Annotated in this window: 26 protein-coding genes; 18 read left to right on the top strand and 8 right to left on the bottom strand. The window is 66.6% G+C overall.

Annotated features, from left to right (window positions below; all coding sequences use genetic code 11):
- The first annotated feature begins 18 nt into the window (after positions 1 to 18).
- From ACP156_RS00425 to ACP156_RS00415, 3 genes are read left to right on the top strand one after another with little or no spacing between them, the layout of a single operon-like run.
- Positions 19 to 1,131, top strand: coding sequence for a class II histone deacetylase (locus ACP156_RS00425; protein WP_425049309.1), 1,113 nt, complete (start codon positions 19 to 21; stop codon positions 1,129 to 1,131).
- A gap of 49 nt (positions 1,132 to 1,180) precedes the next feature.
- Positions 1,181 to 1,759, top strand: coding sequence for a nitroreductase family protein (locus tag ACP156_RS00420; protein WP_425049308.1), 579 nt, complete (start codon positions 1,181 to 1,183; stop codon positions 1,757 to 1,759).
- The gene (locus ACP156_RS00415; protein ID WP_425049307.1) at positions 1,744 to 2,478 is read left to right on the top strand and encodes an EI24 domain-containing protein; all 735 of its coding nucleotides are present in this window, start codon (positions 1,744 to 1,746) and stop codon (positions 2,476 to 2,478) included. Before ACP156_RS00420 ends, ACP156_RS00415 begins: the two co-directional genes overlap by 16 nt.
- On the opposite strand, the gene ACP156_RS00410 is transcribed toward ACP156_RS00415, so the two are convergent.
- Together ACP156_RS00410 and mce are read right to left on the bottom strand one after the other, a co-directional pair.
- Positions 2,411 to 2,704: a DUF1467 family protein gene (locus ACP156_RS00410; RefSeq protein ID WP_425049306.1), complete on the bottom strand. Its 294-nt coding sequence runs from the start codon at positions 2,702 to 2,704 to the stop codon at positions 2,411 to 2,413. The genes ACP156_RS00415 and ACP156_RS00410 overlap by 68 nt on opposite strands.
- Entirely contained in the window at positions 2,704 to 3,108 is a 405-nt protein-coding gene (gene mce, locus ACP156_RS00405; protein WP_425049305.1) for a methylmalonyl-CoA epimerase, read from the bottom strand. Before mce ends, ACP156_RS00410 begins: the two co-directional genes overlap by 1 nt.
- 214 nt (positions 3,109 to 3,322) lie before the next feature.
- On the opposite strand from mce, the gene ACP156_RS00400 reads away from it, so the two are divergent.
- Positions 3,323 to 4,042 (top strand): response regulator, encoded by a 720-nt coding sequence (locus ACP156_RS00400; RefSeq protein WP_425049304.1) that lies wholly within the window; start codon positions 3,323 to 3,325, stop codon positions 4,040 to 4,042.
- A 79-nt stretch (positions 4,043 to 4,121) separates the two neighbouring features.
- A complete protein-coding gene (locus ACP156_RS00395; protein WP_425049303.1) occupies positions 4,122 to 4,598 on the top strand; it encodes a hemerythrin domain-containing protein in 477 nt (158 codons plus the stop codon).
- Positions 4,599 to 4,640: 42 nt separating this feature from the next.
- Here the strand turns inward: ACP156_RS00395 and ACP156_RS00390 are convergent, their stop codons facing one another.
- A complete protein-coding gene (locus tag ACP156_RS00390) occupies positions 4,641 to 5,351 on the bottom strand; it encodes a GNAT family N-acetyltransferase (RefSeq protein ID WP_425049302.1) in 711 nt (236 codons plus the stop codon).
- A gap of 80 nt (positions 5,352 to 5,431) precedes the next feature.
- Here ACP156_RS00390 and ACP156_RS00385 point away from each other — a divergent pair, with 80 nt between their 5' ends.
- Entirely contained in the window at positions 5,432 to 5,608 is a 177-nt protein-coding gene (locus ACP156_RS00385; protein ID WP_425049301.1) for a hypothetical protein, read from the top strand.
- A 9-nt stretch (positions 5,609 to 5,617) separates the two neighbouring features.
- Here the strand turns inward: ACP156_RS00385 and ACP156_RS00380 are convergent, their stop codons facing one another.
- A complete protein-coding gene (locus tag ACP156_RS00380) occupies positions 5,618 to 6,913 on the bottom strand; it encodes a flavin-dependent oxidoreductase (protein ID WP_425049300.1) in 1,296 nt (431 codons plus the stop codon).
- Positions 6,914 to 7,201: 288 nt separating this feature from the next.
- Between ACP156_RS00380 and ACP156_RS00375 the strand changes: the two genes are divergently transcribed.
- Positions 7,202 to 8,596 (top strand): amidohydrolase family protein, encoded by a 1,395-nt coding sequence (locus ACP156_RS00375; protein ID WP_425049299.1) that lies wholly within the window; start codon positions 7,202 to 7,204, stop codon positions 8,594 to 8,596.
- A 20-nt stretch (positions 8,597 to 8,616) separates the two neighbouring features.
- On the opposite strand, the gene ACP156_RS00370 is transcribed toward ACP156_RS00375, so the two are convergent.
- Positions 8,617 to 9,009 (bottom strand): RidA family protein, encoded by a 393-nt coding sequence (locus tag ACP156_RS00370; protein WP_425049298.1) that lies wholly within the window; start codon positions 9,007 to 9,009, stop codon positions 8,617 to 8,619.
- A gap of 224 nt (positions 9,010 to 9,233) precedes the next feature.
- On the opposite strand from ACP156_RS00370, the gene ACP156_RS00365 reads away from it, so the two are divergent.
- From ACP156_RS00365 to ACP156_RS00320, 10 genes are all read left to right on the top strand, one after another.
- On the top strand, positions 9,234 to 10,226 hold the full coding sequence (locus tag ACP156_RS00365) for an ABC transporter substrate-binding protein (RefSeq protein WP_425049297.1): 993 nt from the start codon (positions 9,234 to 9,236) through the stop codon (positions 10,224 to 10,226).
- Between the two features lie 84 nt (positions 10,227 to 10,310).
- Positions 10,311 to 11,096, top strand: coding sequence for an ABC transporter ATP-binding protein (locus tag ACP156_RS00360; RefSeq protein ID WP_425049296.1), 786 nt, complete (start codon positions 10,311 to 10,313; stop codon positions 11,094 to 11,096).
- Positions 11,093 to 11,947, top strand: coding sequence for an ABC transporter permease (locus tag ACP156_RS00355; protein WP_425049295.1), 855 nt, complete (start codon positions 11,093 to 11,095; stop codon positions 11,945 to 11,947). Before ACP156_RS00360 ends, ACP156_RS00355 begins: the two co-directional genes overlap by 4 nt.
- Positions 11,947 to 13,206, top strand: a complete 1,260-nt coding sequence (locus tag ACP156_RS00350) for a cytosine deaminase (RefSeq protein ID WP_425049294.1) — start codon at positions 11,947 to 11,949, stop codon at positions 13,204 to 13,206. The genes ACP156_RS00355 and ACP156_RS00350 overlap by 1 nt, the downstream gene beginning before the upstream one ends.
- A complete protein-coding gene (locus ACP156_RS00345) occupies positions 13,206 to 14,606 on the top strand; it encodes an FAD-binding oxidoreductase (RefSeq protein WP_425049293.1) in 1,401 nt (466 codons plus the stop codon). Before ACP156_RS00350 ends, ACP156_RS00345 begins: the two co-directional genes overlap by 1 nt.
- A gap of 34 nt (positions 14,607 to 14,640) precedes the next feature.
- Positions 14,641 to 15,222, top strand: a complete 582-nt coding sequence (locus ACP156_RS00340) for an NAD(P)H-dependent oxidoreductase (RefSeq protein WP_425049292.1) — start codon at positions 14,641 to 14,643, stop codon at positions 15,220 to 15,222.
- Positions 15,223 to 15,423: 201 nt separating this feature from the next.
- On the top strand, positions 15,424 to 16,050 hold the full coding sequence (locus ACP156_RS00335) for an NAD(P)H-dependent oxidoreductase (RefSeq protein ID WP_425049291.1): 627 nt from the start codon (positions 15,424 to 15,426) through the stop codon (positions 16,048 to 16,050).
- Complete coding sequence (locus ACP156_RS00330; protein WP_425049290.1) at positions 16,047 to 16,967, top strand: isopenicillin N synthase family dioxygenase; 921 nt, start codon at positions 16,047 to 16,049, stop codon at positions 16,965 to 16,967. The genes ACP156_RS00335 and ACP156_RS00330 overlap by 4 nt, the downstream gene beginning before the upstream one ends.
- On the top strand, positions 16,964 to 17,755 hold the full coding sequence (locus tag ACP156_RS00325) for a creatininase family protein (RefSeq protein WP_425049289.1): 792 nt from the start codon (positions 16,964 to 16,966) through the stop codon (positions 17,753 to 17,755). The genes ACP156_RS00330 and ACP156_RS00325 overlap by 4 nt, the downstream gene beginning before the upstream one ends.
- 116 nt (positions 17,756 to 17,871) lie before the next feature.
- The gene (locus ACP156_RS00320) at positions 17,872 to 18,411 is read left to right on the top strand and encodes a cobalamin biosynthesis protein CobQ (protein ID WP_425049288.1); all 540 of its coding nucleotides are present in this window, start codon (positions 17,872 to 17,874) and stop codon (positions 18,409 to 18,411) included.
- A 7-nt stretch (positions 18,412 to 18,418) separates the two neighbouring features.
- Here the strand turns inward: ACP156_RS00320 and ACP156_RS00315 are convergent, their stop codons facing one another.
- From ACP156_RS00315 to ACP156_RS00305, 3 genes are all read right to left on the bottom strand, one after another.
- A complete protein-coding gene (locus tag ACP156_RS00315; RefSeq protein WP_425049287.1) occupies positions 18,419 to 19,135 on the bottom strand; it encodes a FadR/GntR family transcriptional regulator in 717 nt (238 codons plus the stop codon).
- Positions 19,136 to 20,149: a four-carbon acid sugar kinase family protein gene (locus ACP156_RS00310; protein WP_425049286.1), complete on the bottom strand. Its 1,014-nt coding sequence runs from the start codon at positions 20,147 to 20,149 to the stop codon at positions 19,136 to 19,138. It abuts the gene before it with no gap.
- 87 nt (positions 20,150 to 20,236) lie between these two features.
- Positions 20,237 to 20,980 (bottom strand): SDR family NAD(P)-dependent oxidoreductase, encoded by a 744-nt coding sequence (locus ACP156_RS00305; RefSeq protein ID WP_425049285.1) that lies wholly within the window; start codon positions 20,978 to 20,980, stop codon positions 20,237 to 20,239.
- A 205-nt stretch (positions 20,981 to 21,185) separates the two neighbouring features.
- On the opposite strand from ACP156_RS00305, the gene carB reads away from it, so the two are divergent.
- The gene (gene carB, locus ACP156_RS00300; RefSeq protein ID WP_425049284.1) at positions 21,186 to 24,524 is read left to right on the top strand and encodes a carbamoyl-phosphate synthase large subunit; all 3,339 of its coding nucleotides are present in this window, start codon (positions 21,186 to 21,188) and stop codon (positions 24,522 to 24,524) included.
- Positions 24,525 to 24,541 lie beyond the last annotated feature (17 nt).

Genomic DNA, 24,541 nt, shown 5'->3' with positions numbered 1-24,541 from the left:
ACCGACTTGGGGGACGCGATGCGCCGGACGGGATTTTTCTGGGACGAAAGCTGTTTCTGGCATTCGGGCGGGAATTACGCGCTGACCTTCCCGGTCGGCGGGCTGGTGCAGCCGCTGGCGGCGGGCGGGCTTCCCGAAAGCCCCGAGACCAAGCGCCGCCTGAAGAACCTGCTCGACGTCACCGGACTGATGCGCGACCTGCATCCGCAGTCCGCGGCCCCGGCGACGCGCGAAGATCTCGAGCGGGTGCATCCGGCGGATTTCCTCGACCGGTTCAAGGAAACCTCTGACGCGGGCGGTGGCGAGCTTGGGCTGCGCACGCCGTTCGGCAAGGGCGGATACGAGATCGCGGCGCAATCCGCCGGTCTGGCCCTCGGCGCGCTGCAGGCGGTGCTGAAGGGCACGTTGGACAACGCCTATGCCCTGTCCCGCCCGCCGGGCCATCATTGCCTGCCGGACTGGCCCAACGGGTTTTGCCTGCTCGCGAATATCGGCATCGCCATCGAGGCCGCCCGCGCCGCGGGACTGGCGAAGAAATTCGCGGTGGTGGACTGGGACGTGCACCATGGCAACGGGACCGAGGCGATCTTCCTGTCCGACCCCGACGTGCTGACGATCTCGATCCATCAGGAACACAATTATCCGCTCGACACCGGGGACATCGACGTCACCGGCGAGGGTGCCGGCAGGGGGGCGAACATGAACATCCCGCTGCCGCCCGGCGCGGGCCATCACACCTATCTCGAAGCGATGGAGCGGCTGGTCCTGCCCAAGCTGCATGCGTTCGAGCCGGAGGTGATCATTGTCGCCTGCGGTTTCGACGCTTCGGCCTTCGACCCGCTGGCGCGGATGATGTGTACGTCGGACACGTTCCGCCAGATGACTCGCCTGATGATGGGCGCCGCCGACCTGTTGTGCGGCGGCCGCGTCGTGATGGTGCACGAGGGCGGTTATTCCGAGGCGCATGTGCCGTTCTGCGGCCATGCCGTGCTGCAGGAACTGTCGGGCAGCACCATCGACGCTCCGGACCCGCTGGCGCAGGCGCTTGAGATCAGACAGCCCAATGTGCGGATGCGCACGCATTATTCGGATTACCTGACTGAACTTGTCGGCTATTTTGGGATCACTTGACGTCGGCCCCTCTCGGGACGACATCCCACTGACCACACACGGAGTATCCATGCCCGACCGCAATCAGGCCGCCCTCGACTTCCTGCTCAGCCGCCGGTCCCGCCCCGCCAAGACGCTGACCGGCCCGGTGCCGGACCGCGACACGCTGATGACGCTGCTGACCGCCGCCGCCCGCACGCCCGATCACGGCAAGCTGGAGCCGTGGCGGTTCATCGTGCTGGAGAAGGCCGCGCTGGCCCGACTTGCGTCGCTGGTGCCGGTACATGGCGAACGGCTGGGAGAGCCCGAGGACCGCATCGCCAAAAGCCGGGCCCAGTTCGCAGACGCCGAGCTGGCCGTCGCGGTGATCTGCAGCCCGAAGCCGTCCGAGAAGATCCCCGAGATCGAGCAGGTCTATTCCGCCGGCGCCGTCTGCCTTGCGCTGCTGAACGCCGCCCTTGCCGCGGGCTGGGGCGCGAACTGGCTGTCGGGCTGGCCGTCGCACGACCGGGGCTTCATCTCTGAAGGGCTGGGCCTTGCAGACACCGAGACGGTTGCCGGGTTCATCCACCTTGGCACCGAATCCAGCGCGCCGCCCGAGCGTCCGCGCCCGGATCTCGACGCGATCACCACATGGGTTTCCGCGTGATCCTGTCCGATTTCCTGAAGGCGGTGGGGCAGCTGGGCGACCGGAGGTTCCGCCGCGTGCTCTGGCTGGGCCTTGCCCTGACGCTCGCCCTGCTGTTCGGGTTCTACGCGGTGTTCCTGTACGGCATCCAGTGGATTACGCCCGACACGGTGACGATCCCCGTGATCGGCGAGGTGACATGGGTCGACGACCTGCTGTCCTGGGGGTCGATCCTGCTGATGCTGCTGCTCAGCTTCTTCCTGATGATCCCGGTGGCCTCGGCCTTTACCGGCCTTTTCCTGGAAGACGTGGCGCAGGCGGTGGAGGACCGGCACTATCCCGGCCTGCCCCCCGCCTTGAAGATCCCGTGGACGGATGTGCTGACCGACACGCTCAGCTTTCTGGGCCTGCTGATCGTGGTCAACATCGTGGCCTTCGTGGTGGCGCTGTTCTTCGCGCCCTTCTCGCCATTCATCTTCTACGGCGTGAACGGCTTTCTGCTGGGGCGCGAGTATTTTCAGGTCGCCGCCATGCGCCGCATTGGGCGCCAGGGCGCGCGCGAGGCGTTCCGGGGAAATGTCGGTCAGATCTGGCTGGCGGGGGGCCTGATGGCCCTGCCGCTGTCAGTGCCGGTGCTGAACCTGATCGTTCCGATCCTCGGCGCGGCGACGTTTACGCACCTGTTCCATCGGGTACAGGGCAATTCCCGCGCCCGAACCAGTCCAGATCGCAGACCGTGATGATCCCCGACAGGATGATGGCCGCGATGATCGACCAAAGCACGACCGTGATGACGGTCACGATCAGGAACTTGCGCTTGAGGTGATGCACCTCGGGCGAGCCGGCCATGGTGCCCGGTACGATCTCTCCGACATCGCCCTGCGTCTTCAGGCGCAGCGGCAGGATGACGAAGAGGGTCATGAACCAGATGACCGCGAACAGGACGATTGCAGAGGTAATCCCCATCAGACCTGCTCCAGCTCGATCAGGCTGCCGTTGAAATCCTTCGGGTGCAGGAACAGCACCGGCTTGCCATGCGCGCCGATCTTCGGCTCGCCGTCGCCCAGCACCCGCGCGCCAGAGGCCTTCAGCCGGTCGCGCGCGGCGATGATGTCGTCGACCTCGTAGCAGATGTGGTGGATGCCGCCCGCCGGGTTCTTTTCCAGAAACCCGTTGATCGGGCTGGCGTCGCCCAGCGGATAGAGAAGTTCGATCTTGGTATTCGGCAGTTCGATGAACACGACCGTCACCCCGTGGTCGGGTTCGTCCTGCGGTGCGCCGACGACGGCGCCCAGCGTGTCTCGGTACTGCGCGGACGCGGCTTCCAGATCGGGGACGGCGATCGCGACGTGGTTCAGGCGGCCAATCATGGCGGACTCCTTTGTTCCAACGGCCCCGCAATGCCAAAGGCCGCGGGAAATTGCCAGCGCCGCAAGGTCGCAGCCCGGAAAACCGAAGCGCATTCGGCCGTTGCGCGGGAAAGGCGCGGTTGCGCGCAGGGCGTTCGCGGTATTGGCGTGTTTCTTAACCGTGGATTCATCCTTCCCGACCTAGGCTGAAACGGCCAGTTGAAAGGATGATCCGATGCCTTCGACCCTCGCCTACCCCGCCTATATGCCTGCCGCCAGCGCAGAACGTCCGCTGGCCGGCCTTACCGTCCTGATGATCGAGGACAGCAGATTCGCCTCGGAAGCGGTGCGCCTTCTGTGCCTGAAAAGCGGCGCGCGGATCCGGCGCGCCGACAGCCTGTTGGCGGCGCAGCGGCACCTGACCGTTTATCTTCCCAGCGTCGTGATCGTCGACCTCGGCCTGCCCGACGGGTCGGGGCTGGACCTGATCCGCAGCCTTGCCACCGCGTCGCAACGCATCCCGGTGATCCTTGCCACCTCTGGCGACGACAGCCGGCTGGCGGAAGCTGCGGACGCCGGCGCGGACGGCGTGCTGTCGAAACCGATCGAAAGCCTCGCGGTGTTTCAGAAGGCGGTGCTGGACCGCCTGCCGCCGGCGCAATGCCCGGACGGACCGCGCCTTGTCCCGTCCGAAATCGTGGCGCCCGATCCGGTCGCCTATCACGACGATCTTGCCCATATCGCCGAGGTTCTGAACGGGTCCGAGGATGAGCCGACGCTTGATTATGCCGCCCGGTTTCTGGCCGGCGTGGCGCGGTCGGCCCATGACGACGTGCTGGAACAGGCGGCGGAACGGCTGGCATTCAGCCGCGAGACCGGGCGAAGCTTCGGGCCCGACCTCGCCCGGCTGGCCGGACTCTTGCAGGAACGACTTGAAAGCCGCGCGGTGATCTGACGAACAGACCAGCCGGCATCTGGACCGGGCGTTGCGCGGCGCTACCTCTGCGTCAACGCAATGTTTCTGGAGCGACCCAATGCCGGACATCTACACCGCCATCAAGGAAGACCACGACAAGCACCGCGAGATGATCGAGGCGATCAAGAACACGCAGGGCGACAGCCCGGAACGCCGCAAGGCATGGTTCGAGTTCTATCACGAGGTCAAATCGCACGCCGCCGCCGAGGAAGAGACGTTTTATTCCAAGCTGATCTCGAAAACCTGGGGCCAGGACGCGGCGCGCCATGCGGTGCACGAGCACAAGGAGCTCGACGACCTGATGGACGAGTTGAACGAGATGGACATGTCCAGCCCCGGCTGGCTGAACAAGTTCAACACGCTCGAGCACGACTACCTGCACCATATCGACGAGGAAGAAGAAGAGGTCTTCAACCGCGCCAAGCAGGAAATCGACGACGCCGAGATCGAGGATTTCGGCACCCGCTTCCTTAAGCGGAAGACGGAAGAGCGCAAGCTGGTCGAAAAGAAGCTCGAGGATCACCTCGAAGACTGAAGACAGGCGCCGGTTCCGGATGACCGGGACCGGCGCGATAACTTACAGCAGCGGGTCTGACGCCACCCGGATCGGGGCCGTCAGGTCGGACAGGCTTTGCCGCTGCCTCCCCGCGCCGTCGAAATTCTCGGGCGCAAGCCAAGTCTCGAACGCTTCGCGCAGGGCGGGCCATTCCTTGTCGATACAGGCGAACCATGCGGTATCGCGGTTCCGCCCCTTCACGACGCCCGCCTGCCGGAACACGCCTTCAAAGCTGAACCCCAGCCGCTGCGCCGCGCGGCGCGACCCCATGTTCAGCGCATTGCACTTCCATTCATAGCGGCGATAGCCCGCCTCGAAGCACCAGCGCATCAGCAGGTACATCGCCTCTGTCGCGGCGCGGGTGCGCTGAAGGCGGGGCGAAAAGTTGATGTGTCCGACCTCGATTGACCCGGCTTCGGGCGCGATCCGCATCAGGCTGGCCACGCCACCCCAGTCGCCCTTCTCCTTGTCGAAGATCGCGTGAAACCGCGGGTCCGGTCCGGCGGCGACGCTGTCGACCCAGTCGGCATAGGCGCTTTCCGAGGCGAAGGGGCCATACGGCATCCAGTCCCAGATCGCATCGTCCGCGACATTGGCGGCGTGCAACGCCGAGGCATGGTCGCGCGTCAGAAGCTCCAGCCGGGCATAGCGACCGTCGAACGCCGTCGCGTCCGGCCAGCGCGGGGGCTGCCAGTTACCAAGGTTTTCACCACTATCCACCGATTGTTGCACCGCTTTCACCTTAATCGCGCCCGAATCTGGCGGCACCGTGCACCTCGGGGAAGGTAAGACCAATAGGGGATGTTGGGAAAATGAAGGCTCAAGCTGCCGTTGCAAGCCGCATCGAATCCACGATGGACTGGACCATCTTCGCCATCGGCGTGTTAAGCCTGTCGACCGCCATCGCCGCGACTGTCGCCGTCAAAGTGCACGAGATCTTCGCCGAAAGCCCGGTCGAAATCACCGAACAGACCACCGTCATCGGCTGACGCCGCGCCTCAGGCCTCTTCGACCAGCGAGACCTTCGCCCCCGCCGGAATCGTCGCCGGCGCCGCATTCAGCGCCTCTTTCGCAAAGCCCGCAGCAGCCTGATAGGCTTTCATGAAGGCCGCGCGCTCGTCCGGCGGGATCACGTCGTCGATGTTCTCGAACTCGCCGCCACAGCGGTCGTCGACCATGTTCAGCAGACCGAAGGGCCCGGCCCCCCTGTTCCGCAGGATCACTTCCGAGATCGGGCCACACAGCTTCGCGTCGAACGCCGCCAGCGCCTCGGGGCGGACCCCGTGTTCCAGCAGGCAGGCGCCCAGCACCCGCGCGTCGATCACCGCTTGGCTCGCGCCGTTCGATCCCGTCGGGTACATCGCGTGCGCCGAGTCGCCCATCAGCACGACCGGGCCGTCCTGCCATGTCGACACCGGATCACGGTCGATCATCGGGTTCTCATAGGCCACCTCGGCCCCGCGGATCAGGTCCGGGACATTCAGCCAGTCCCATTCCCAGCCATCGAAATGATGCGCGAAGTCGTCGATCTCGACCGGCTTGAACCAGCCGCTGTCGCGCGCGGCGGGGTCGTCATAGGTCACCTCGGCGATCCAGTTGACCTGCGCCAGTCCGGTGTCGGGATCGGGATGCGAGATCGGGTAGATCACCATGCGGTGCTTGTGCGTCCCCAGCCCGACGAAGCTGGACCCGGTGCGGATCGGCGTCGTCTGCGTGGTGCCACGCCACATCACCGCGCCGCCCCAATGGATCGGCGGCTGGTCGGGGTGCATCTGCGCGCGGATCGCGGAATGGATACCGTCCGCGCCGACCAGCAGCGTGCCGGTCTCTTCGGTGGTGGTGCCGTCCGCCCGCTCGATCAGCGCCGTAACGCTGCCGTCGGAATTCTTGCGATAGCCGGTCACGCGGTGGCCAAGCCGCACCGCGTCCGCCCCGGCGCGCGCCACGAAGGTATCGTGCAGCATCATGTGCAGCTTGCCACGGTGGACGGCATATTGCGGCCAGTCATAGCCCGCCAGTTCACCGCGCGGTTCGGAATAGATGTCGTTGCCGTTCAGCCCGACCAGCGCCCACTCCTTTGCCGGAACGCCGACCCGGTCCAGAACATCGGCCCCGATGCCAAGGTCATAGAGTTCGCGCACCGCGTTGGGCTGAAGGTTGATCCCAACGCCCAGCGGCTTCAACTCGCGCACCGCTTCGAACACGACGCAGGGCACGCCGATCTGCTGAAGCGTCAGCGCCACCGACAGACCGCCGATCCCGCCGCCCGCAATCATGACCAGGGGTTTCGTCATCCCGCATCCCTCCACCAAGGTTCGACGGTCTTACCAAGCTGGCCGGGCGTTTCAATCTCCGAATCGCCGCAGCCCCCGGCAGGACCGCGCCGTCGGCGCTCAAGAAATGGGCAGAAGGCGTAAGATGCATCACCTGCTCACGGAATCCCATGACATCGCCGGGCTGCGCCGCGATTGATGGCGACCGAGTAGAAGCGGCGGACCGGTACTTTGCCCGGTCCTGATCATTGCTCATCTGACCCCGGCCACGGTCCCGCGACGGGCCGCAAGCAACCACAGATGACCCGAATGACCGACTCCGCCTTCCTGATCGCCAACATCCGGCACGGCCTTACCGGCGACGCCGCCGGGACCCGGCTGCCGCAGGCGATCCGGGTGCGCGACGGGATCATTGTCGAGATGGGCGATCTGGAACCGGCTGAGGACGAAACGGTCGTCGACGCCACCGGGTGCGCGGTAACGCCGGGGCTGGTGAACACGCACCACCACCTGTTCCAGTCGATCCTGAAGGGCCTCGCGCTAAACGACGGGCTGGACGACTGGCTGCGCGAAGTGCCCTACACGTGGTGGCCGCTGATCGACGAGACGGCGCTGCGGATCTCGGCCACCATCGGGCTGGCCGAACTGGCGCTGACGGGCACCACCACGGTCGCCGACCACCACTATGTCTTCTCTGACCGCTACGACTATGACCCCGCCGAGGTGCTGTTCGACACCGCGCGCTGTTTCGGCCTGCGGTTCATGCTGGCGCGTGGCGGCGGCACGCGGGGCCGCGCCTTCGACGACCCGGCGATCCCGCCGTCGCCGGTCGAGCCGCTGGACAGGTTCCTGCAAGGCATCGAGCGGGCCGCCGACCGTTGGCACGACCCCTCGCCTTTCGCGATGGCGCGCGTTGCGGCCGCGCCCACCACGCCGACCTTCAACCTGGCGCCGGTGGAACTGGCCGAGGTGGCGCAGACAGCCCGCGCGCGCGGCCTGCGCCTGCATTCGCACCTGTCCGAGAACCGCGCCTACGCCCGGTTCACGCTGGAGAAATACGGCAAACGCCCTGTGGAATGGCTGGCCGAACATGGCTGGCTGGGCCGCGACGTCTGGTTCGCGCATCTGGTGGACTGCGACCCGGCAGAGGTCTCGCTGCTGGCAGAGACAGGCACCGGAATGGCGCATTGCCCGCAGGCGAACGCCCGGCTTGGCTCTGGCATCGCGCCCGCGGACGAGTTGCAGGCCGAGGGCGGCGCGGTCTCGCTGGCTGTCGATGGCGCGGGCGCGAACGAGGCGGCGGACATGGGCGCGGCGATGTATTCCGCCTTTGCATTGCACCGCGCGTCGAAGGGCGTGGCGGCGGTGCGGCCCGAGACGGTGCTGCACTGGGCGACCGAGGGCGGCGCCAAGGTGCTGGGCTGGAACGGGATCGGGCGGCTGGCTCCGGGCATGGCCGCCGACATCGCGATGTTCGACGTCACGACGCCCCGCGCGCTTGGCCTGCACGACCCGGCGCTTGCCCCCGTGCTGACCGGCGCCGCGCCGGTGCGGCACAGCTTCGTGGCGGGCCGTCCGCTGGTGGTCGACGGACGCATTCCGGGGCTCGACCTTGAAGACCTTTCCGAGAATGCGCTGCGCACCACCGAGCGGATGATGCGCAAGCAGCGCGAAGCGGCCGCAGGCCGGACGGTGCGGGCATGACGGGCCGGTGCGGTCTGACCTTAGCCCGCGTCCGGCAGCGCGGCGGTGACCTCGATCTCGACCACGAACTCGGGGCGGGTGAAGCCCGACACGATCACCAGCGTCGAGGCGGGCAGGTGCGAGACATTCTTCAGCCACGCATCGCGCGCCGCCATGTAGCCCGCCATGTGGGCACGGTCGGTCACGTAGGCGTTGATCCGCATCACGTGTTCGCGGTCGGTCCCGCCTTCGGCGAGGATGGCGTCGATGTTGGCAAGGATCATCGTGGCCTGCGCTTCGGCCCCCTCGGGAACGGTGCCGTCCGCGCCCAGCGCAAGCTGGCCCGAGGTGACGACGATGCCCGCCCCGGCGACGCCGTGGGCATAGCGGGCAAAGGGCGGTGCGATGGTGTCGGGGACAAGGCTTTTAAGCATGGATCGGGGCTCCTGTTCTGCCCCTCTGTTGCCCCGCCCGCCGGCTGGCGCAACCGAGAAAGCGCCGCGCCGCGATCCGGTTTCCGAATTGCCTTCGTTTCAGGCGTCACCGCCTTCGCTTTAGGCAGAGACCCGGAACGACGGCACGACTCCCACGACCAATTCTGTCCTTCGCCGCAGCGGAGACCGATGCTGGACAACAACGACCCAACAAGGAGAGACCCATGAAACGCACTCATCTTCTGGCGTCCGCCGCGACGCTGCTGTTCGCTGGCGCCGCCAGCGCTCAGGACCTGACCGAAGTCTCGTTCGGCACCAACTGGCTGGCTCAGGCCGAGCACGGCGGCTTTTATCAGGCCGTGGCCGACGGCACCTACGAGGCTTGCGGCCTGTCCGTGACCATCGTCCCCGGTGGCCCGCAGGTGAACAACCGCGCGCTGATGCTGGCCGGCCGTATCGACTATCACATGGGCGGCGACCTGCTGCAGGCGTTCAACGCCGTGAAAGAAGGCGTCCCGGTCGTGTCCGTCGCGGCGATCTTCCAGAAGCACCCGCAGGTGATCATCACCCACCCCGGCAAGGCAGAGACCTTCGAGGACCTGAAAGACCTGACCCTGCTGATCGGCGACAACGGCTATCAGTCCTATTACCAGTGGATGATCGCCGAGTACGGCTTCACCGCCGAACAGCGCGAGCCCTACACCTTCAACCCCGCGCCGTTCCTTGCGGACGACACCATGGGCATGCAGGGCTACCTGTCGTCCGAGCCGTACCTCGTCGAGAAGGAAGGCGGCTTCACCCCCGACATCTTCCTGATCGCCGACGCGGGTTATTCGACCTACGCCACCACGATCGAGACGATGGCCGACACCATCGCCAGCAAGCCCGAGGAAGTGACCTGCTTCGTCGAAGGCTCGATCAAGGGCTGGTACACCTATCTCTACGGCGACCACTCGGCGGCTGACGAAATGATCATGGCCGACAACCCCGAGATGACGCAGGACAAGATCGACTACGCGATCGAGAAGATGCTGTCCGAAGGCATCGTCGACTCGGGCGACGCGGAAGAGATGGGCATCGGCGTCATGACCGAAGCGAAGGTCGAGGACTTCTACACCAAGATGGTCGACTCGGGCGTGATCGACGCCGACATCGACTGGCAGGCGGCCTTCACCACCGATTTCGTCGGCAATGGCGTCGGCATGGACATGAAGTAAGCTGAACGGACGGGCGGGGCCGGTGCCGGTCCCGCCCGATCGCACTAGACGAACAAGACCAAGAAGAACCGACCGGAGACGATCATGCTCAAGCCCAGAGCCCCCCTCGGCCAGCGCAACGCGCTGCTGAAGATGAGCCACGTCGAAAAGACCTTCCGCGGTGACGTGGTGGCGCTCAAGGACATGAACCTGACGGTGAACGAGGGCGACTTCATCTCGCTCCTCGGCCCCTCGGGCTGCGGCAAGTCCACCGCGCTGCGGCTGATCGCCGGTCTGATGAAGCCCACCACCGGACGCATCGAGTGGACCGGCGGCCAAAGCGCCGGCGACCTTGGCGTGGTGTTTCAGGAACCGACGCTGATGCCGTGGGCGCGGGTGCAGGACAACGTCTGGCTGCCCTTCCGCCTGCGCGGCAAATCCTACAGCGAAGTCAAGGACGACGTGCTGGAGGCGCTGAAGCTGGTCGGGTTGGAGAAGTTCCAGCGCGCCTTCCCGCGCGAATTGTCGGGCGGCATGAAGATGCGCGTCTCCATCGCCCGCGCGCTTGTCACCAAACCGCGCCTGATCCTGATGGACGAACCCTTCGCCGCGCTGGACGAGATCACGCGCCACAAGCTGAACCAGGACCTGCTGGCCCTGCGCGAGGCGATTGGCTGCACCGTCATCTTCGTCACCCACTCGGTGTTCGAATCCGTTTTCCTGTCCGACCGCATCGTGGTCATGGCCGCCCGCCCGGGCCGCGTGATCCGCGAACTCGAGGTCGACGCCCCCTACCCGCGCACCGAGGAATTCCGCACCTCGGCCGAATACGCCGCGCATTGCCGCAACGCGTCGGACGCGCTGCACGAAGCCATGGGAGAACCGGCATGACCCTCGCCGACACCGCCCCCGCCCCGCATATCGACGCCGAGGAACTGGCGCAGGCCCGGCGCGAGAAGCTGATGAAGATCGCCCGCTGGTTCCTGCCCTCGCTGGTGCTGGTTCTGGCGATCCTCGCGTGGCACCTCTACGTCACCATCGGCGAGGTGCCGCATTACATCCTGCCCGGCCCCGTTCTGATCGCTCAGAAGATGGTCGAGGACTGGTCGATCCTGTGGCCTGCGATCCTGATCACCGGCCGCCTGACGATCCTTGCGCTGATCATGGCGGTGATCGGAGGGGTGACGCTCGCCGTCGCCTTCACCCAGTCGAAATGGATCGAGATGTCGTTCTTTCCCTACGCCGTCATCCTGCAGGTGACGCCGGTGGTCGCGGTGGCACCGCTGATTAAGATCTACGTCGACAGCGCCTTCATGTCCGCCCTGCTGTGCGCATGGATCGTGGCCTTCTTCCCGATCCTGTCCAACACGACGATCGGCCTGAAGTCGGCAGACCACAATCTCGAGGACCTGTATTCCATCTACGGCGCCTCGCGCTGGCAAAAGCTGCGCTATCTCTACGCCCCGACCGCGCTGCCCTTCTTCCTCGGCGGCCTGAAGATCGCCGGCGGCCTCGCCCTGATCGGCGCGGTGGTGGCCGAGTTCGTGATCGGACGCTCCGGCACCGGCCTCGGCCTTGCCTCGACGCTGCTCGAGGCGTCATATCGCTTCAACTTCGGACGGCTCTTCGCCGCCCTCATCCTGATCTCGCTCATGGGTGTGGTGATCTTCGCCATCATGAGCACGATAAGCTACCTCGCGCTGCACAAGTGGCATGAAAGCGCGATCAAACGAGAACGCTAATGGACTTCAAATCGCTACCCGAGGGTCGCTTCACCCTGCGTGACGTGACCGTTCCCGCCTGCCTGATCGGCGCGCCCGGCCACCTTGTCCGGACCGACATCGGCATCGACGGCGGCCTGATCGCCAATCCCGGCGGCACCGATGTCGCGATGGGCGGGGCGATGGTGCTGCCCTGCTTCACCGACATGCACACGCATCTGGACAAGGGCCACATCTGGCCGCGCGCGGCCAACCCCGACGGCACCTTCATGGGCGCCCTGACCACAGTGCGCGAGGATCACGCCAACTGGACGCCCGACGACGTACGGGCGCGGATGGATTTCGGCCTGCGCTGCGCCTACGCCCACGGCACGAAAGCGATCCGCACCCACCTCGACGCCGCCAACGGCCAGTTCCGCCGCAGTTGGCCCGTCTTCGCCGAGATGCGCGAGAAATGGGCCGAAAAGATCGAGCTGCAGGGGTCCAGCCTCGCCGCCTGCGACACCTTCACGCCGGACGGCGATTTCCGTGAACTGGCCGACACCGTGGCCGCCAACAAGGGCACGCTGGGGCTGGTCACCTATCCCGTCGACGGGCTGGCCGACATTCTCCTGGGCTTCTTCGCCATGGCCGCGGAACGTGGCCTGAACGTCGACTTCCACGTCGACGAGACGATGGACCCGACCTCCGAGACGCTGCGCACCATCGCCGAGGTGGTGATGGAAACCGGCTTTGCCGCGCCGGTCGTCGTGGGCCACTGCTGTTCGCTGTCCACGCAGGACGTCGCGCGGGCGATGGACACGCTAGACATGGTCGCCAGGGCCGGGCTCAACGTGGTCAGCCTGCCGATGTGCAACCTCTACCTGCAGGACCGCGAACCGCACCGCACGCCGCGCGGGCGCGGCGTCACGCTGGTTCACGAGATGAAGGCCCGCGGCATCGCGGTCTCCTTCGCCTCGGACAACACGCGCGATCCGTTCTACGCCTACGGCGATCTCGACATGCTCGAGGTGCTGCGGCAGGCCACGCGCATCGCGCATCTCGACCACTCGGACACCGACTGGGTGCAGTCCTGTATCGCGAACCCTGCCGCTTCCTGCGGCTTCGCGGTGCCGACCCTGACCCCCGGCGCCCCCGCCGACATGACCATCTTCCGCGCCCGCGAATGGACCGAGCTGTTCGCGCGCCCGCAATCCGACCGCATCGTCCTGCGCGGTGGCTCTGCCATCGACCGCACGCTTCCGGACTATGCCGAACTCGACGACCTGATGAGGCTCTGATGAAAGACAACGTCGCCGCCGCGAAAGCCGCCCTCGCCCACCTCGACATCGAAGAACGCGAGGCCGCCATCAAGACCGCCTCCCGCGACTTCTTTTGGTATTCGCCCGTGCTAAAGGCGCGGCTGGACCACGTGCTTGCCGATTTCGTGGTGCGCCCGCGGAACGAGGCCGAGGTGATCGAGATCCTCAAGACCTGCTACGCCCACGACGTGCCCGTCACCACCCGCGGCGCGGGCACCGGCAACTACGGTCAGGCGATGCCGCTTGCGGGCGGCTGCGTCATGCACCTCAAGCACATGGACAAGGTGAAAGAGATCGCGCCGGGCCGCGTGATCTGCGAGCCGGGCATCCTGCTGAAGGACCTCGACGCTCAGACGAAAGAGGCTTCGGGACAGGAACTGCGCATGTTCTCGTCGACATGGGCCACCGCCACCGTCGGCGGTTTCATCGCGGGCGGTTCGGGCGGCGTCGGCTCGGTCCACTGGGGCTCGCTGCGCGACCTCGGCAACATCATACGCCTGCGGGTGGTAACGATGGAGGAAGAACCCCGCGTGCTGGAATTCCGCGGCGAGGAACTGGCCCGCGTCAGCCACGCCTACGGCACCAACGGGATCATCACCGAACTGGAACTGCCGCTGGCCCCCGCCTACGACTGGACCGGCCTGTTCGTCGGCTTCGAAGACTTCGGCGACGCGATGGCCTTTGCCGACGACCTCGCCAACGAGGACGGCATCCTGCTGAAGATCGCCAGCGTCTACGAGGCGCCCACGGCGCATGCCTATTTCCAGCGGGTGAAGCCCTATGTCGACGAAGGCACCCACCTTGTCGGCCTGATGGTCGCGCCGCAGTCGATGGACGGTTTCCTGACCTTCCTTGGCCGACGCCCCGCGGCGAAACTGATCTACCGCTCGGACGACAACGACTGGGCCCGCGATCCCGGCCCGATCTTCGAATACGGCTGGAACCACACCACCCTGCGCGCGCTGAAGGTGGACCCGTCGATCACCTACCTTCAGGTCCGCTACGCCTTCCCCGAACACCGTGCGCTGGTCGAGAAGATGCGCACCGAGTTCTCGCCCGAAGTCCTGCAGCACCTCGAAGCGATCCGGATGAACGGCAAGGTCGCTTTCGCCGGTCTCTCGATGGTCAAGTTCACGACCGAGGAACGGCTGGACGAGATCATCGGCCTGCACGAGGACGCGGGCGCGCTGATCTTCAACCCGCACCGCTACACGCTGGAAGAAGGCGGCCGCCAGCACACCGACGACACCCAGCTGTCCTTCAAGCGCGAGGCCGATCCCAAGGGCCTTCTGAACCCCGGCAAGATGATCTCGTGGGACGACCCGGACTGGAGCTACGACCGGATGTACGCCTACCCGCACCTTCAGGTGGCGGAATGAGCCCGTCACGCGCCCCGGTTCCGGACCCGGCCCGATGACCCGCGCCCTTGTCCTCTTCGCCCACCCATGCCCCGAAAGCTTCAACGCGGCGGTGCATTTCACCGTCGTGGACACGCTCACCACGCGCGGCTGGGAGGTCGACGACTGCGACCTGAACGCCGAGGGGTTCTTCCCGGTCCTCACCGAACTGGAACGCCGGGGCTACCACGACCAGCCCGCCAACATCGAGCCGGTGAAGGACTACGTCGAACGGGTCCGCGCCGCCGATGCGATGGTCATGGTGTTCCCGGTGTGGAACTTCGGCTACCCGGCGATCCTGAAGGGCTTTCTCGACCGCGTGTTTCTGCCCGGCGTCAGCTTCAAACTGCAGGATGGCGGCGTGCGCCCCGGCCTGACCAACATCAAGAAGCTCGCCGCCTGCACCACCTACGGCGGCACCCGGATGCGGGCGAGGCTGAACGGCGACCCGCCGCGCAAATGCGTCACCCGCGCCGTCTGGTACGCCTGCGGGATGCCCAAGAAGCGCTACGTCGCGCTGTACGACATGAACAACAACACGGATGCACAGCTCACCGCCCACCTCGCCCGCGTGAAGCGCGAGATGGAAACCCTCTGATGCCCGCCCCTTCTTCTCTTTCCAAATACCTCGGGGGAGTCGCGCGACAGCGCGGCGGGGGCGGAGCCCCCACCGCCCCTTTCCATGCGCACCTACGGTGCGACGGGGGCAGAGCCCCCACCACCCCTTTCCATGCGCACCTGCGGTGCGACGGGGACAGAGCCCCCTCCGACACCGCCGCCCGACCGAGACCCTGACCCCATGCGCGCACTCGTCATCTACTGCCACCCCCGCGAGGGAAGCTTCACCGCTGCGGTCCGCGACAAGGTGCTTGAACGCCTCAAGACCCATGGCGCCGACGTCCGGCTGCGCGACCTTTATGCCGAGGGGTTCGATCCCGTCATGTCGGCCCACGAACACGAGATCTACCTCGACGAATCCCTGAACCAGAAAGGGCTCGAGGATCGCATTGCCGACCTGCAGTGGTGCGACACGCTTATCTTCGTCTATCCGACATGGTGGTACGGGCTGCCCGCGATGCTGAAGGGCTGGCTCGACCGGGTTCTGGTGCCCGGCATCGCCTTCAAGATGCCGCAGGCCGAGAACGAGACGATCCGCCCCGGCATGACCAACATCACCCGGCTGGGCGTCTTCACCACATGCGGCGCAAGCTGGTGGCTGACCCGTTTCGTCGGTGCGCCCGGCCGCCGCACCCTTCTGCGCGGGCTGCGGCTGATCTGCGCCAAGCGTTGCAAGACCGCCTTCGCCGCCCACTACCTGATGGACAGTTCCAGCGACAAAAGCCGCGGCATTCACCTTGCCAAGGTGGAAAAGCAGATGGACCGCTTCCTGCGCGGCAAGACCGTAAACGAGGAGACGACAGCATGATCCCGGTACTCGACTGGTCGACCTACGCGACCGATCCCGAAAGCTTCACCAGCGATCTCGGCAAGGCCTGCCGCGACACCGGCTTTTTCCTGCTGAAGGGCCACGGCGTTCCCGAGGACCTGATCGCCGGCGTGTTCCTTCAGGCCGACGGCTTCTTCGCCAAGCCCGATGCCGAGAAACAGCCGCTGTCGATCTCGAAGAACCCGCACAACCGGGGCTGGGCGCGGATCGGGTCGGAAAGCCTTGACGACACCTCCGGCCAGATCGACAGCAAGGAAGCGTTCAACGTCGGGCTGGACCTGCCTGCGGACGATCCCCGTGTGCTGTCCAAAGAGCCGTTTCGCGGCGTGAACGTCTGGCCGGATCAAGTCGGGTTCCGCGACACCATGCTGGCCTATTACGACGCGGTCTGGAAACTGGGCGTCGACCTGCACCACGCCATCGCGGCCGACCTCGGCCTGCCTGCGGACTATTTCGCCGAACACTTCACCGCGCCGCTCGCCACGCTGCGCATCCTCGCCTACCCCGAGGCGAAAGGCACCGAGGGCGAGATCGGCGCGGGCGCGCATACCGACTACGGCTCTGTCACGCTGCTGATGACCGATGGCGAGGCCGGGTTGCAGGTGAAGCCGCGCGGCGGCGACTGGACCGACGTGCCGCACGTGCCGGGCGCCTACGTGGTGAACATCGGCGACTGCCTTATGCGGTGGTCGAACGACATCTACGTCTCGACCCCGCACCGGGTGCTGCCGCCCAGGCGCCGCCGCCGCTCGGTCGCCTTCTTCCTCGACCCGAACCCCGACAGCGTGATCCGCGCGCTGCCCGGCACGGGCGAGGCCAAGTATCCCCCCGTCACCGGCGCGGACTATCTGCGTTCGCGCCTCGACGCCACCTACACACCGGATCCCGTGGAATGACCGACAGATACGACTGGGCTGAACGCCGCGCCCCCGAATTCGCCAGCATCGACGCCGACAAGGCAATCGCCATCCTGCCCACCGCCGCGATCGAACAGCACGGGCCGCATCTGCCCGTGGGCACCGACACGATGATCGCGAACGGGATGCTGGACCGTTTCCGGGCCACCTGTCCGGACGATCTGGACGTGGCGATCCTGCCGGTGATGGCCGTGGGCAAGTCGAACGAACACCTGTGGGCCAAGGGCACGCTGACCCTGTCCGCCCCCACCGCGCTGGCGGCCTGGACCGAGATCGGCCTGTCGGTCGCGCGCGCCGGCTACCGCAAGATCGTCATCGTCAACTCGCATGGCGGCAACCTCGATCTCGTGTCCATCCTGTCACGCGAGTTGCGGGTCGAGGCCGGGATGCTGGCGGTGAAGTGCCAGTGGGGCAACTTCGGCCAGCCCGAGGGCATGTACACGGACCATGAACGCCAGTACGGCATCCACGGCGGCGACGTCGAAACCTCGCTGATGCTCGCGTTCCAGCCCCAGTGCGTCGACATGTCGAAGGCGATCAACTTCCGCAGTCAGGCCGAGATCGACCCGGTGCCGCCCACCGGCCCGATCAGCCGGGGCTGGATCGCGGCGGACATGAACCCCGACGGCACCGTGGGCGACGCCTCGCTTGCGACCGCCGAAAAGGGCGAGGCCACCTGCGCCCATCAGGTCGCGGGCTTCATCGAGCTTCTGCGTCAGTTGCGCGACATGCCCCTGCCCTCGGTCGAGGCGCGCCCTTACGACTGACGGACCCGGTCCCCGCGAAAGCGGGGGCCCCTGCGCCGGGCGCCCGCTGACGCCAGCGCCCCCTTGCACCGAAGCGCTTCGCGTGGTCCCTCCCCCGTGACCGAAGGGAGCGCCCGATGAACACCCCCGCCCACATGGCCCTGTCCCTTGCCGCCCTTGGCCGCCGCGCGCGGAAGGGCGACATCTGGTGGATTCTGGGCGGAGCGCTGCTGCCGGACCTGTTCCTTTATGCCGAGCACTTCCTTGGCCGGGGCGCGAGCGGTCTGCTGGTCGACCTGTTCAACTCGGTCCCGCTATATGCCGCGCTGCTGGTCGGCGCGCTTGCCACCAATCGCAGGCGGCTGGTCCTGCTGGCCGCCTCGGCACTGCTGCATATCGCCTTCGACCTGCCATTCCACGCAGGCGACGCGCACGCGCATTTCTGGCCCTTCACCGACCGCGCGTATCACAGCCCCGTCTCGTTCTGGGATGCCGATCATCACGGCCGCGTGTTCGGACTGCTGGAGGCCGCGCTGACGGCGGTCTGCCTATGGGTCCTGTGGACCCGCAAACGCGCGCAGCGTGTCGCGGCGGTGGTGCTGGGCGTTCTGTACCTGAACGCCTTCGTACACTTCGTGGGCCACGCCTTCGCGGACAGCCACTGGGCACTGTGGTGAGGCAGGCCTAGCCCCGCCGGCCGTCGAACAGCCGGTCGCGCGAGCCCATGAGGTGCGTGCGCATGAGGTCGCGCGCCCGGTCGGCGTCGCGGTTGGCGATGGCCTCGGCGATGGCCTTGTGTTCGCCGTAGACATGCGCCAGCCCGTCGGGCGTCACCTTCAGCGACGCGCCGTGGAACTGCATGCCCACCGCGATATGGTCTTCCAGCGCCTCCATCGCAGTCGCGAAATATCCATTGTCCGAGGCGCGGGCGATGGCGAGGTGAAAGGCAAAATCCGCATCTTCGCGGTGCCGGTTGCGATCCGTCGCCTCGCGCATTTCGCGCAGCGCCGTCTCGATCCCGGCCATCCCTTCGGCATCGTGCCGCCAGGCCGCTGCGGCGGCGGCTTCGGGTTCCAGCGTGATGCGGAATTCATAGCAACGCTCAAGATCCGAGATGCTGGCGACCTGCCCGAAGCCAAGCGGCTCTTTCAGGCCCGACTGCCGCACGAAGCTGCCCGCGCCGCGGCGGGAATAGATCAGCCCGTGTTCGCGCAACCGCCGCAGCGCCTCGCGCACCACGGGGCGGGACACCTGGAACTCGGCGGCAAGGTCGTGCTCGGTCGGCAGGCGTTCGTCGGCGCCATAGGCCCCGGACTTGATCGCCCTGTTCAGGCGCTCGAACACCACGTCCGCCAGACTCCGGCGCTGCGCCACGCTCTTTTCCGCTTCCTGCCCCATCATTTATCCTTCCGCCCCGATCGCCGCCGGCGCGAGGCGAAGTAATGCGTCCTCGGCGCCAAATCCACCGGATTTCGTCACGATCACCCGTCCGCCGGCGCGACATAACGGCAGCCCCGGCAGCGCTTCTCCCGCCACCTTCAGGCAGTCGATCCCCGCCGCGTCCAGCACCGCCTCTGCCGTTGCGCCGCCCGTCAGCAACGCGCCGCGCGTCGCGGCAAGCCACGGGCGCACCCCGTCGGCCAGCGCGGCGGCGACGGCGACCGGACGCGTCTCGGCGCCTGGCTCTGCCATGATCACGGTGATGCCAGCCGCAGGCTCTTGCGCCGGCACCAGCCCGCCCGGCGCGGACACGACCCGCACATCGTCCCGCGCGGCGCTGAGGGCCGCGACCTGCGCCCGGGTGATCGGGTCGGTCGAACCCACCACGATGCAGGCCGGCGCGGGCAGACCGCCCGCGGCCACCGGTCCAAGGCCCCAGCTGGCCGCCAGCGCCTGCGCCAGCCCCCGCGCGCCGACAAGCGCGCCCTCTGCCGAGGCGAGCGCCCGCGCCATGTCCGCGTCCGTGGCCACGTCGGGCACGACCGCGCGACCGGCCGCCGCGCCCAGCGCGTCCAGCACCGGAAGCGGCGTCTCGACGCCGAAACCCTGAAGTGCGCCGTCCATCACGATACGACCGAATTCCGGAATGGCGGGCAGCACCGTCAGCGGGCCCCGAACCGGGTCCAGTTCGGCGGCAAGGTGGCCTTTCAGCCGAGAATCGATCTTCTTGAAGATCCGCACGTCCGGCCCGAGGGCAGCTAGCGCCGCCGCCACCCGGCCACGCGCCTCTTTCGCCGGGATCTCGCGCGAGCGGGTCGAGACGGCGACCACGCCGCCCCCGGCCTCCAGCGCGGCGGGAAGCGCCATCAGATGGGTCGCCACGACAACGCCGCCATCGATACCGGCGAAGGGAGCGGCGCTGTCCAGCGCGCCCGTCAGATCGTCTGCAATGATCGCCAGCCGCGGTCCCGCCATCGCCCGAACTCCCTAAAAGTTGTTCAAGCTAAACCCGGCATCCCTTTGCAGTCAACGATTTCATCGCATTTACAAGTTTACATTAACTTAGTTCATGTAGGTACCGCCATTGGCGTTCACCGTCTCTCCGGTGATGAAGTCTGACCCCGGACCGGCCAGGAAAACAACCGTCTCGGCGATCTGCTCTGGCGTTCCGAGCCGCCCGATGGGGACGCCCGCCAGCACCCGTTCGCGATAGGCTTCGTCCCACTGGGCGGTCATGTCGCTTTCCACCGGGCCGGGGCAGACCGCGTTCACGAAGATACCGTGCGGCGCCATCTCGCGGGCAAGATGCTGCGTCAGATAATTAACCGCCGCCTTCGAGGCGCCATAGGCCGGAGCCGCGTTCTTGTGCGGCGTCTTGGCGGTGGTGGACGACACGTTGACGATCTTGCCGCCGCCCTGTGCGATCATGCCCGGCAGCACGGCGCGGCAGAAATGCAGCGTGCCGTTCAGGTTCACGTCCATCACCCGCTGCCAATCGTCCAGCGCCATGTCGAGCGTCGAGGATCGAGTATTGATCCCGGCGTTGCAGACCAGGATGTCGACGCCGCCGAACGCCTCTGTCGCCTGTGCGACCGCCTCCTGCGCCGTTTCGGGCGCGGCCACGTCGCCCGCGATCCACGCAGACCGCACCCCCAGCGCCGCGATCTCCTGCGCCAGCGCGTTCAGCGCCTCGGCATTGGTGCCGTGCACCATCACATCGGCCCCGGCTTTCGCCAGACGCAGCGCGATTGCCCGCCCGATGCCCCGGCTGGCACCGCTGACGATGGCCCGCTTTCCCTGCAACATTTCCGCCTCCCGTTTCGTCTGCCGCATCTGCTGCCAAATCGCGCACCGGTCGCGCAAGCCTTTCCTTGTCGTGAACGCGTGTCGGACATGCGCGCGGCGTTTCCCCGTTGGGGGTTGCAGCGGACCCGGAGGGGCCGTAAACCCGCGCCAATTTTGCGCGCGACTCTGCTCGTCACGCGCCCGCTGTCATGCCCGGGGAAACGCCATGCCGAAGAGAACAGACATCCAGTCCATCATGATCATCGGCGCGGGTCCCATCATCATCGGGCAGGCCTGCGAGTTCGACTATTCCGGCGCACAGGCCTGCAAGGCGCTGCGCGAGGAAGGCTACCGGGTCATCCTGGTGAACTCGAACCCCGCGACGATCATGACCGACCCCGGCCTTGCCGACGCGACCTATATCGAGCCGATCACCCCCGAGGTCGTCGCCAAGATCATCGAGAAGGAACGCCCCGACGCGCTGCTGCCGACGATGGGCGGGCAGACCGGGCTGAACACCTCGCTGGCGCTGGAAGAGATGGGCGTGCTTGAGAAGTTCGGCGTCGAGATGATCGGCGCCAAGCGCGACGCCATCGAGATGGCCGAGGACCGCAAGCTGTTCCGCGACGCGATGGACCGGATCGGGCTGGAAAACCCGAAGGCGACCATCGTGACCTCTCCGAAGATGGAGAACGGCAAGCGCGACATCGCCGCCGGCATGAAGGACGCGCTGGACGCGCTGGAACACATCGGCCTGCCTGCGATCATCCGCCCCGCCTTTACCCTTGGCGGCACCGGCGGCGGCGTGGCCTACAACCGCGAAGACTATGAACTGTACTGCCGTTCGGGCATGGAAGCCTCGCCCGTGGGGCAGATCCTTGTCGACGAAAGCCTGCTGGGCTGGAAAGAGTTCGAGATGGAGGTCGTCCGCGACAAGGCGGACAACGCGATCATCGTCTGCGCCATCGAGAACGTCGACCCGATGGGCGTCCACACCGGCGACTCGATCACCGTCGCCCCGGCGCTGACGCTGACCGACAAGGAATACCAGATCATGCGCAACGGCTCGATTGCAGTCCTGCGCGAGATCGGCGTGGAAACCGGCGGGTCCAACGTGCAGTGGGCGGTGAACCCGGAAGACGGCCGGATGGTCGTGATCGAGATGAACCCGCGTGTGTCGCGGTCCTCGGCGCTGGCGTCGAAAGCCACCGGCTTCCCCATCGCCAAGATCGCCGCGAAACTGGCCGTGGGCTATACGCTGGACGAACTGGACAACGACATCACCAAGGTCACGCCCGCCTCGTTCGAGCCGACCATCGACTATGTCGTCACCAAGATCCCGCGTTTCGCCTTCGAGAAGTTCCCGGGCTCCAAGCCCGAACTGACCACCGCGATGAAGTCGGTTGGCGAGGCGATGGCCATTGGCCGCACGATTCACGAATCCTTGCAAAAAGCGCTGGCTTCGCTGGAAACCGGCCTGTCCGGCTTTGACGAAATCGACATTCCGGGCGCCGACGGCACGCCGGACGAGGCCGCCATCATCAAGGCGCTGTCGGCCCAGACGCCGGACCGCCTGCGGATGATCGCACAGGCGATGCGGCACGGTCTGGACGACGACACGATCCAGCACGTCACCAAGTTCGACCCGTGGTTCCTTGCCCGCATCCGCGAGATCGTAGACGCCGAGGCTGGCGTGCGTGAAAACGGCCTGCCGCAGGACGAGACCGGCCTGCGCAAGCTGAAGATGCTGGGCTTCACCGACGCGCGCCTTGCCAAGCTGTCCGGACGGACCGAGGCCAGCGTCCGCGCCGCGCGGCTGGCCCAGGGCGTGACCGCCGTGTTCAAGCGCATCGACACCTGCGCCGCCGAATTCGAGGCGCAGACGCCCTATATGTACTCGACCTACGAAAGCCCGGTGATGGGCGACGTCGAGGACGAGGCCCGGCCGTCCGACAAGAAAAAGGTCGTGATCCTCGGCGGCGGCCCGAACCGGATCGGTCAGGGGATCGAGTTCGACTACTGCTGCTGTCACGCCTGTTTCGCGCTAAGCGATCAGGGCTACGAGACGATCATGATCAACTGCAACCCCGAGACCGTGTCGACCGACTATGACACCTCGGACCGGCTGTACTTTGAACCGCTGACCTTCGAACACGTGATGGAAATCCTCCGCGTCGAGCAGGAAGCGGGCACGCTGCATGGCGTAATCGTACAATTTGGCGGGCAAACGCCGCTGAAACTGGCCAATTCCTTGCACGAAGCCGGCATTCCGATCCTCGGCACCACGCCCGACGCGATCGACCTTGCCGAGGACCGCGAGCGGTTCCAGTCGCTTCTGCACAAGCTGGACCTGAAGCAGCCGAACAACGCCATCGCCTCGACCGACGCCGAAGCGCTGGCAGCCGCCGAACGGATCGGTTTCCCGCTGGTGATCCGTCCGTCCTACGTTCTGGGCGGCCGCGCGATGGAGATCGTGCGCGACATGGCGCATCTCGAACGCTACATCAACGAGGCCGTCGTCGTCTCGGGCGACAGCCCGGTGCTGCTGGACAGCTACCTGTCGGGCGCGACCGAGGTCGACGTCGACTGCCTGTCGGATGGCGAGAACGTCCACATCGCGGGCGTGATGCAGCATATCGAAGAGGCCGGCGTCCACTCGGGCGACAGCGCCTGTTCGCTGCCGCCGCATACGCTGCCGCGCGACATCGTCGAGGAACTGGAACGTCAGGCGGTCGCGCTGGCCCGCGCCCTGAACGTCGTCGGCCTGATGAACGTGCAGTTCGCGGTGAAGGACGGCGAGGTCTACCTGATCGAGGTGAACCCGCGCGCCTCGCGCACCGTGCCCTTCGTCGCCAAGGCGACCGACTCGGCCATCGCGTCCATCGCCGCTCGGCTGATGGCGGGCGAGCCGCTGTCGACCTTCCCGACGCGGCCGCCCTACACGCCCGGCATGAGCCCGGACGACCCGCTGCCGCTGGCCGACCCGATGACGCTGGCCGATCCGAACATGCCGTGGTTCTCGGTCAAGGAAGCCGTGATGCCCTTCGCCCGCTTCCCGGGCGTCGACACGCTGCTTGGCCCGGAAATGCGGTCCACCGGCGAAGTCATGGGTTGGGACCGCTCTTTCCCGCAGGCCTTCTACAAGGCCCAGCTTGGCGCAGGCACCGTGCTGCCCGAAGGCGGCACCGTGTTCCTGTCGATCAAGGACGAGGACAAGTCGCCCGAACTGATCGAGACGGCGCAGATCCTTGCCGACCTCGGCTTTGACATCCTCGCCACGCGCGGCACCGCGTCGTTCCTGAAGGAACAGGGCATCGCGGCCGAAGTGGTGAAGAAGGCCTACGAGGGCCGTCCGAACATCGTCGACATGATGAAGGACGGCGGCGTGGCGCTGGTGATGAACTCTACCGAGGGCGCGCAGGCTGTCGAGGACTCGCGGTCGATGCGCAACGTCGCGCTGATGGACAAGATCCCATACTTCACCACGCTTGCCGGAAGCCACGCAGCCGCTCTGGCGATGAAAGCGCGGCAGGAAGGCGAGATCGGCGTCCGCTCGCTTCAGTAAGCGCCAGCTTTTTGCGC

Origin of the sequence: Psychromarinibacter sp. S121, assembly GCF_049801035.1 — a bacterium.
Lineage (GTDB): Bacteria > Pseudomonadota > Alphaproteobacteria > Rhodobacterales > Rhodobacteraceae > Psychromarinibacter.
Note: the sequence above shows the minus strand (reverse complement) of the source record. Positions and strands in the feature narration are given on the sequence as shown.

What these genes read in the sequence shown, in the direction of transcription:
- ACP156_RS00425 (WP_425049309.1), top strand. Translation starts at nt 19, where the DNA reads ATGCGCCGGACGGGATTTTTCTGGGACGAAAGCTGTTTCTGGCATTCG.
- ACP156_RS00420 (WP_425049308.1), top strand. Translation starts at nt 1,181, where the DNA reads ATGCCCGACCGCAATCAGGCCGCCCTCGACTTCCTGCTCAGCCGCCGG.
- ACP156_RS00415 (WP_425049307.1), top strand. Translation starts at nt 1,744, where the DNA reads ATGGGTTTCCGCGTGATCCTGTCCGATTTCCTGAAGGCGGTGGGGCAG.
- ACP156_RS00410 (WP_425049306.1), bottom strand. Translation starts at nt 2,704, where the DNA reads ATGGGGATTACCTCTGCAATCGTCCTGTTCGCGGTCATCTGGTTCATG.
- mce (WP_425049305.1), bottom strand. Translation starts at nt 3,108, where the DNA reads ATGATTGGCCGCCTGAACCACGTCGCGATCGCCGTCCCCGATCTGGAA.
- ACP156_RS00400 (WP_425049304.1), top strand. Translation starts at nt 3,323, where the DNA reads ATGCCTTCGACCCTCGCCTACCCCGCCTATATGCCTGCCGCCAGCGCA.
- ACP156_RS00395 (WP_425049303.1), top strand. Translation starts at nt 4,122, where the DNA reads ATGCCGGACATCTACACCGCCATCAAGGAAGACCACGACAAGCACCGC.
- ACP156_RS00385 (WP_425049301.1), top strand. Translation starts at nt 5,432, where the DNA reads ATGAAGGCTCAAGCTGCCGTTGCAAGCCGCATCGAATCCACGATGGAC.
- ACP156_RS00380 (WP_425049300.1), bottom strand. Translation starts at nt 6,913, where the DNA reads ATGACGAAACCCCTGGTCATGATTGCGGGCGGCGGGATCGGCGGTCTG.
- ACP156_RS00375 (WP_425049299.1), top strand. Translation starts at nt 7,202, where the DNA reads ATGACCGACTCCGCCTTCCTGATCGCCAACATCCGGCACGGCCTTACC.
- ACP156_RS00370 (WP_425049298.1), bottom strand. Translation starts at nt 9,009, where the DNA reads ATGCTTAAAAGCCTTGTCCCCGACACCATCGCACCGCCCTTTGCCCGC.
- ACP156_RS00365 (WP_425049297.1), top strand. Translation starts at nt 9,234, where the DNA reads ATGAAACGCACTCATCTTCTGGCGTCCGCCGCGACGCTGCTGTTCGCT.
- ACP156_RS00360 (WP_425049296.1), top strand. Translation starts at nt 10,311, where the DNA reads ATGCTCAAGCCCAGAGCCCCCCTCGGCCAGCGCAACGCGCTGCTGAAG.
- ACP156_RS00355 (WP_425049295.1), top strand. Translation starts at nt 11,093, where the DNA reads ATGACCCTCGCCGACACCGCCCCCGCCCCGCATATCGACGCCGAGGAA.
- ACP156_RS00350 (WP_425049294.1), top strand. Translation starts at nt 11,947, where the DNA reads ATGGACTTCAAATCGCTACCCGAGGGTCGCTTCACCCTGCGTGACGTG.
- ACP156_RS00345 (WP_425049293.1), top strand. Translation starts at nt 13,206, where the DNA reads ATGAAAGACAACGTCGCCGCCGCGAAAGCCGCCCTCGCCCACCTCGAC.
- ACP156_RS00340 (WP_425049292.1), top strand. Translation starts at nt 14,641, where the DNA reads ATGACCCGCGCCCTTGTCCTCTTCGCCCACCCATGCCCCGAAAGCTTC.
- ACP156_RS00335 (WP_425049291.1), top strand. Translation starts at nt 15,424, where the DNA reads ATGCGCGCACTCGTCATCTACTGCCACCCCCGCGAGGGAAGCTTCACC.
- ACP156_RS00330 (WP_425049290.1), top strand. Translation starts at nt 16,047, where the DNA reads ATGATCCCGGTACTCGACTGGTCGACCTACGCGACCGATCCCGAAAGC.
- ACP156_RS00325 (WP_425049289.1), top strand. Translation starts at nt 16,964, where the DNA reads ATGACCGACAGATACGACTGGGCTGAACGCCGCGCCCCCGAATTCGCC.
- ACP156_RS00320 (WP_425049288.1), top strand. Translation starts at nt 17,872, where the DNA reads ATGAACACCCCCGCCCACATGGCCCTGTCCCTTGCCGCCCTTGGCCGC.
- ACP156_RS00315 (WP_425049287.1), bottom strand. Translation starts at nt 19,135, where the DNA reads ATGATGGGGCAGGAAGCGGAAAAGAGCGTGGCGCAGCGCCGGAGTCTG.
- ACP156_RS00310 (WP_425049286.1), bottom strand. Translation starts at nt 20,149, where the DNA reads ATGGCGGGACCGCGGCTGGCGATCATTGCAGACGATCTGACGGGCGCG.
- ACP156_RS00305 (WP_425049285.1), bottom strand. Translation starts at nt 20,980, where the DNA reads ATGTTGCAGGGAAAGCGGGCCATCGTCAGCGGTGCCAGCCGGGGCATC.
- carB (WP_425049284.1), top strand. Translation starts at nt 21,186, where the DNA reads ATGCCGAAGAGAACAGACATCCAGTCCATCATGATCATCGGCGCGGGT.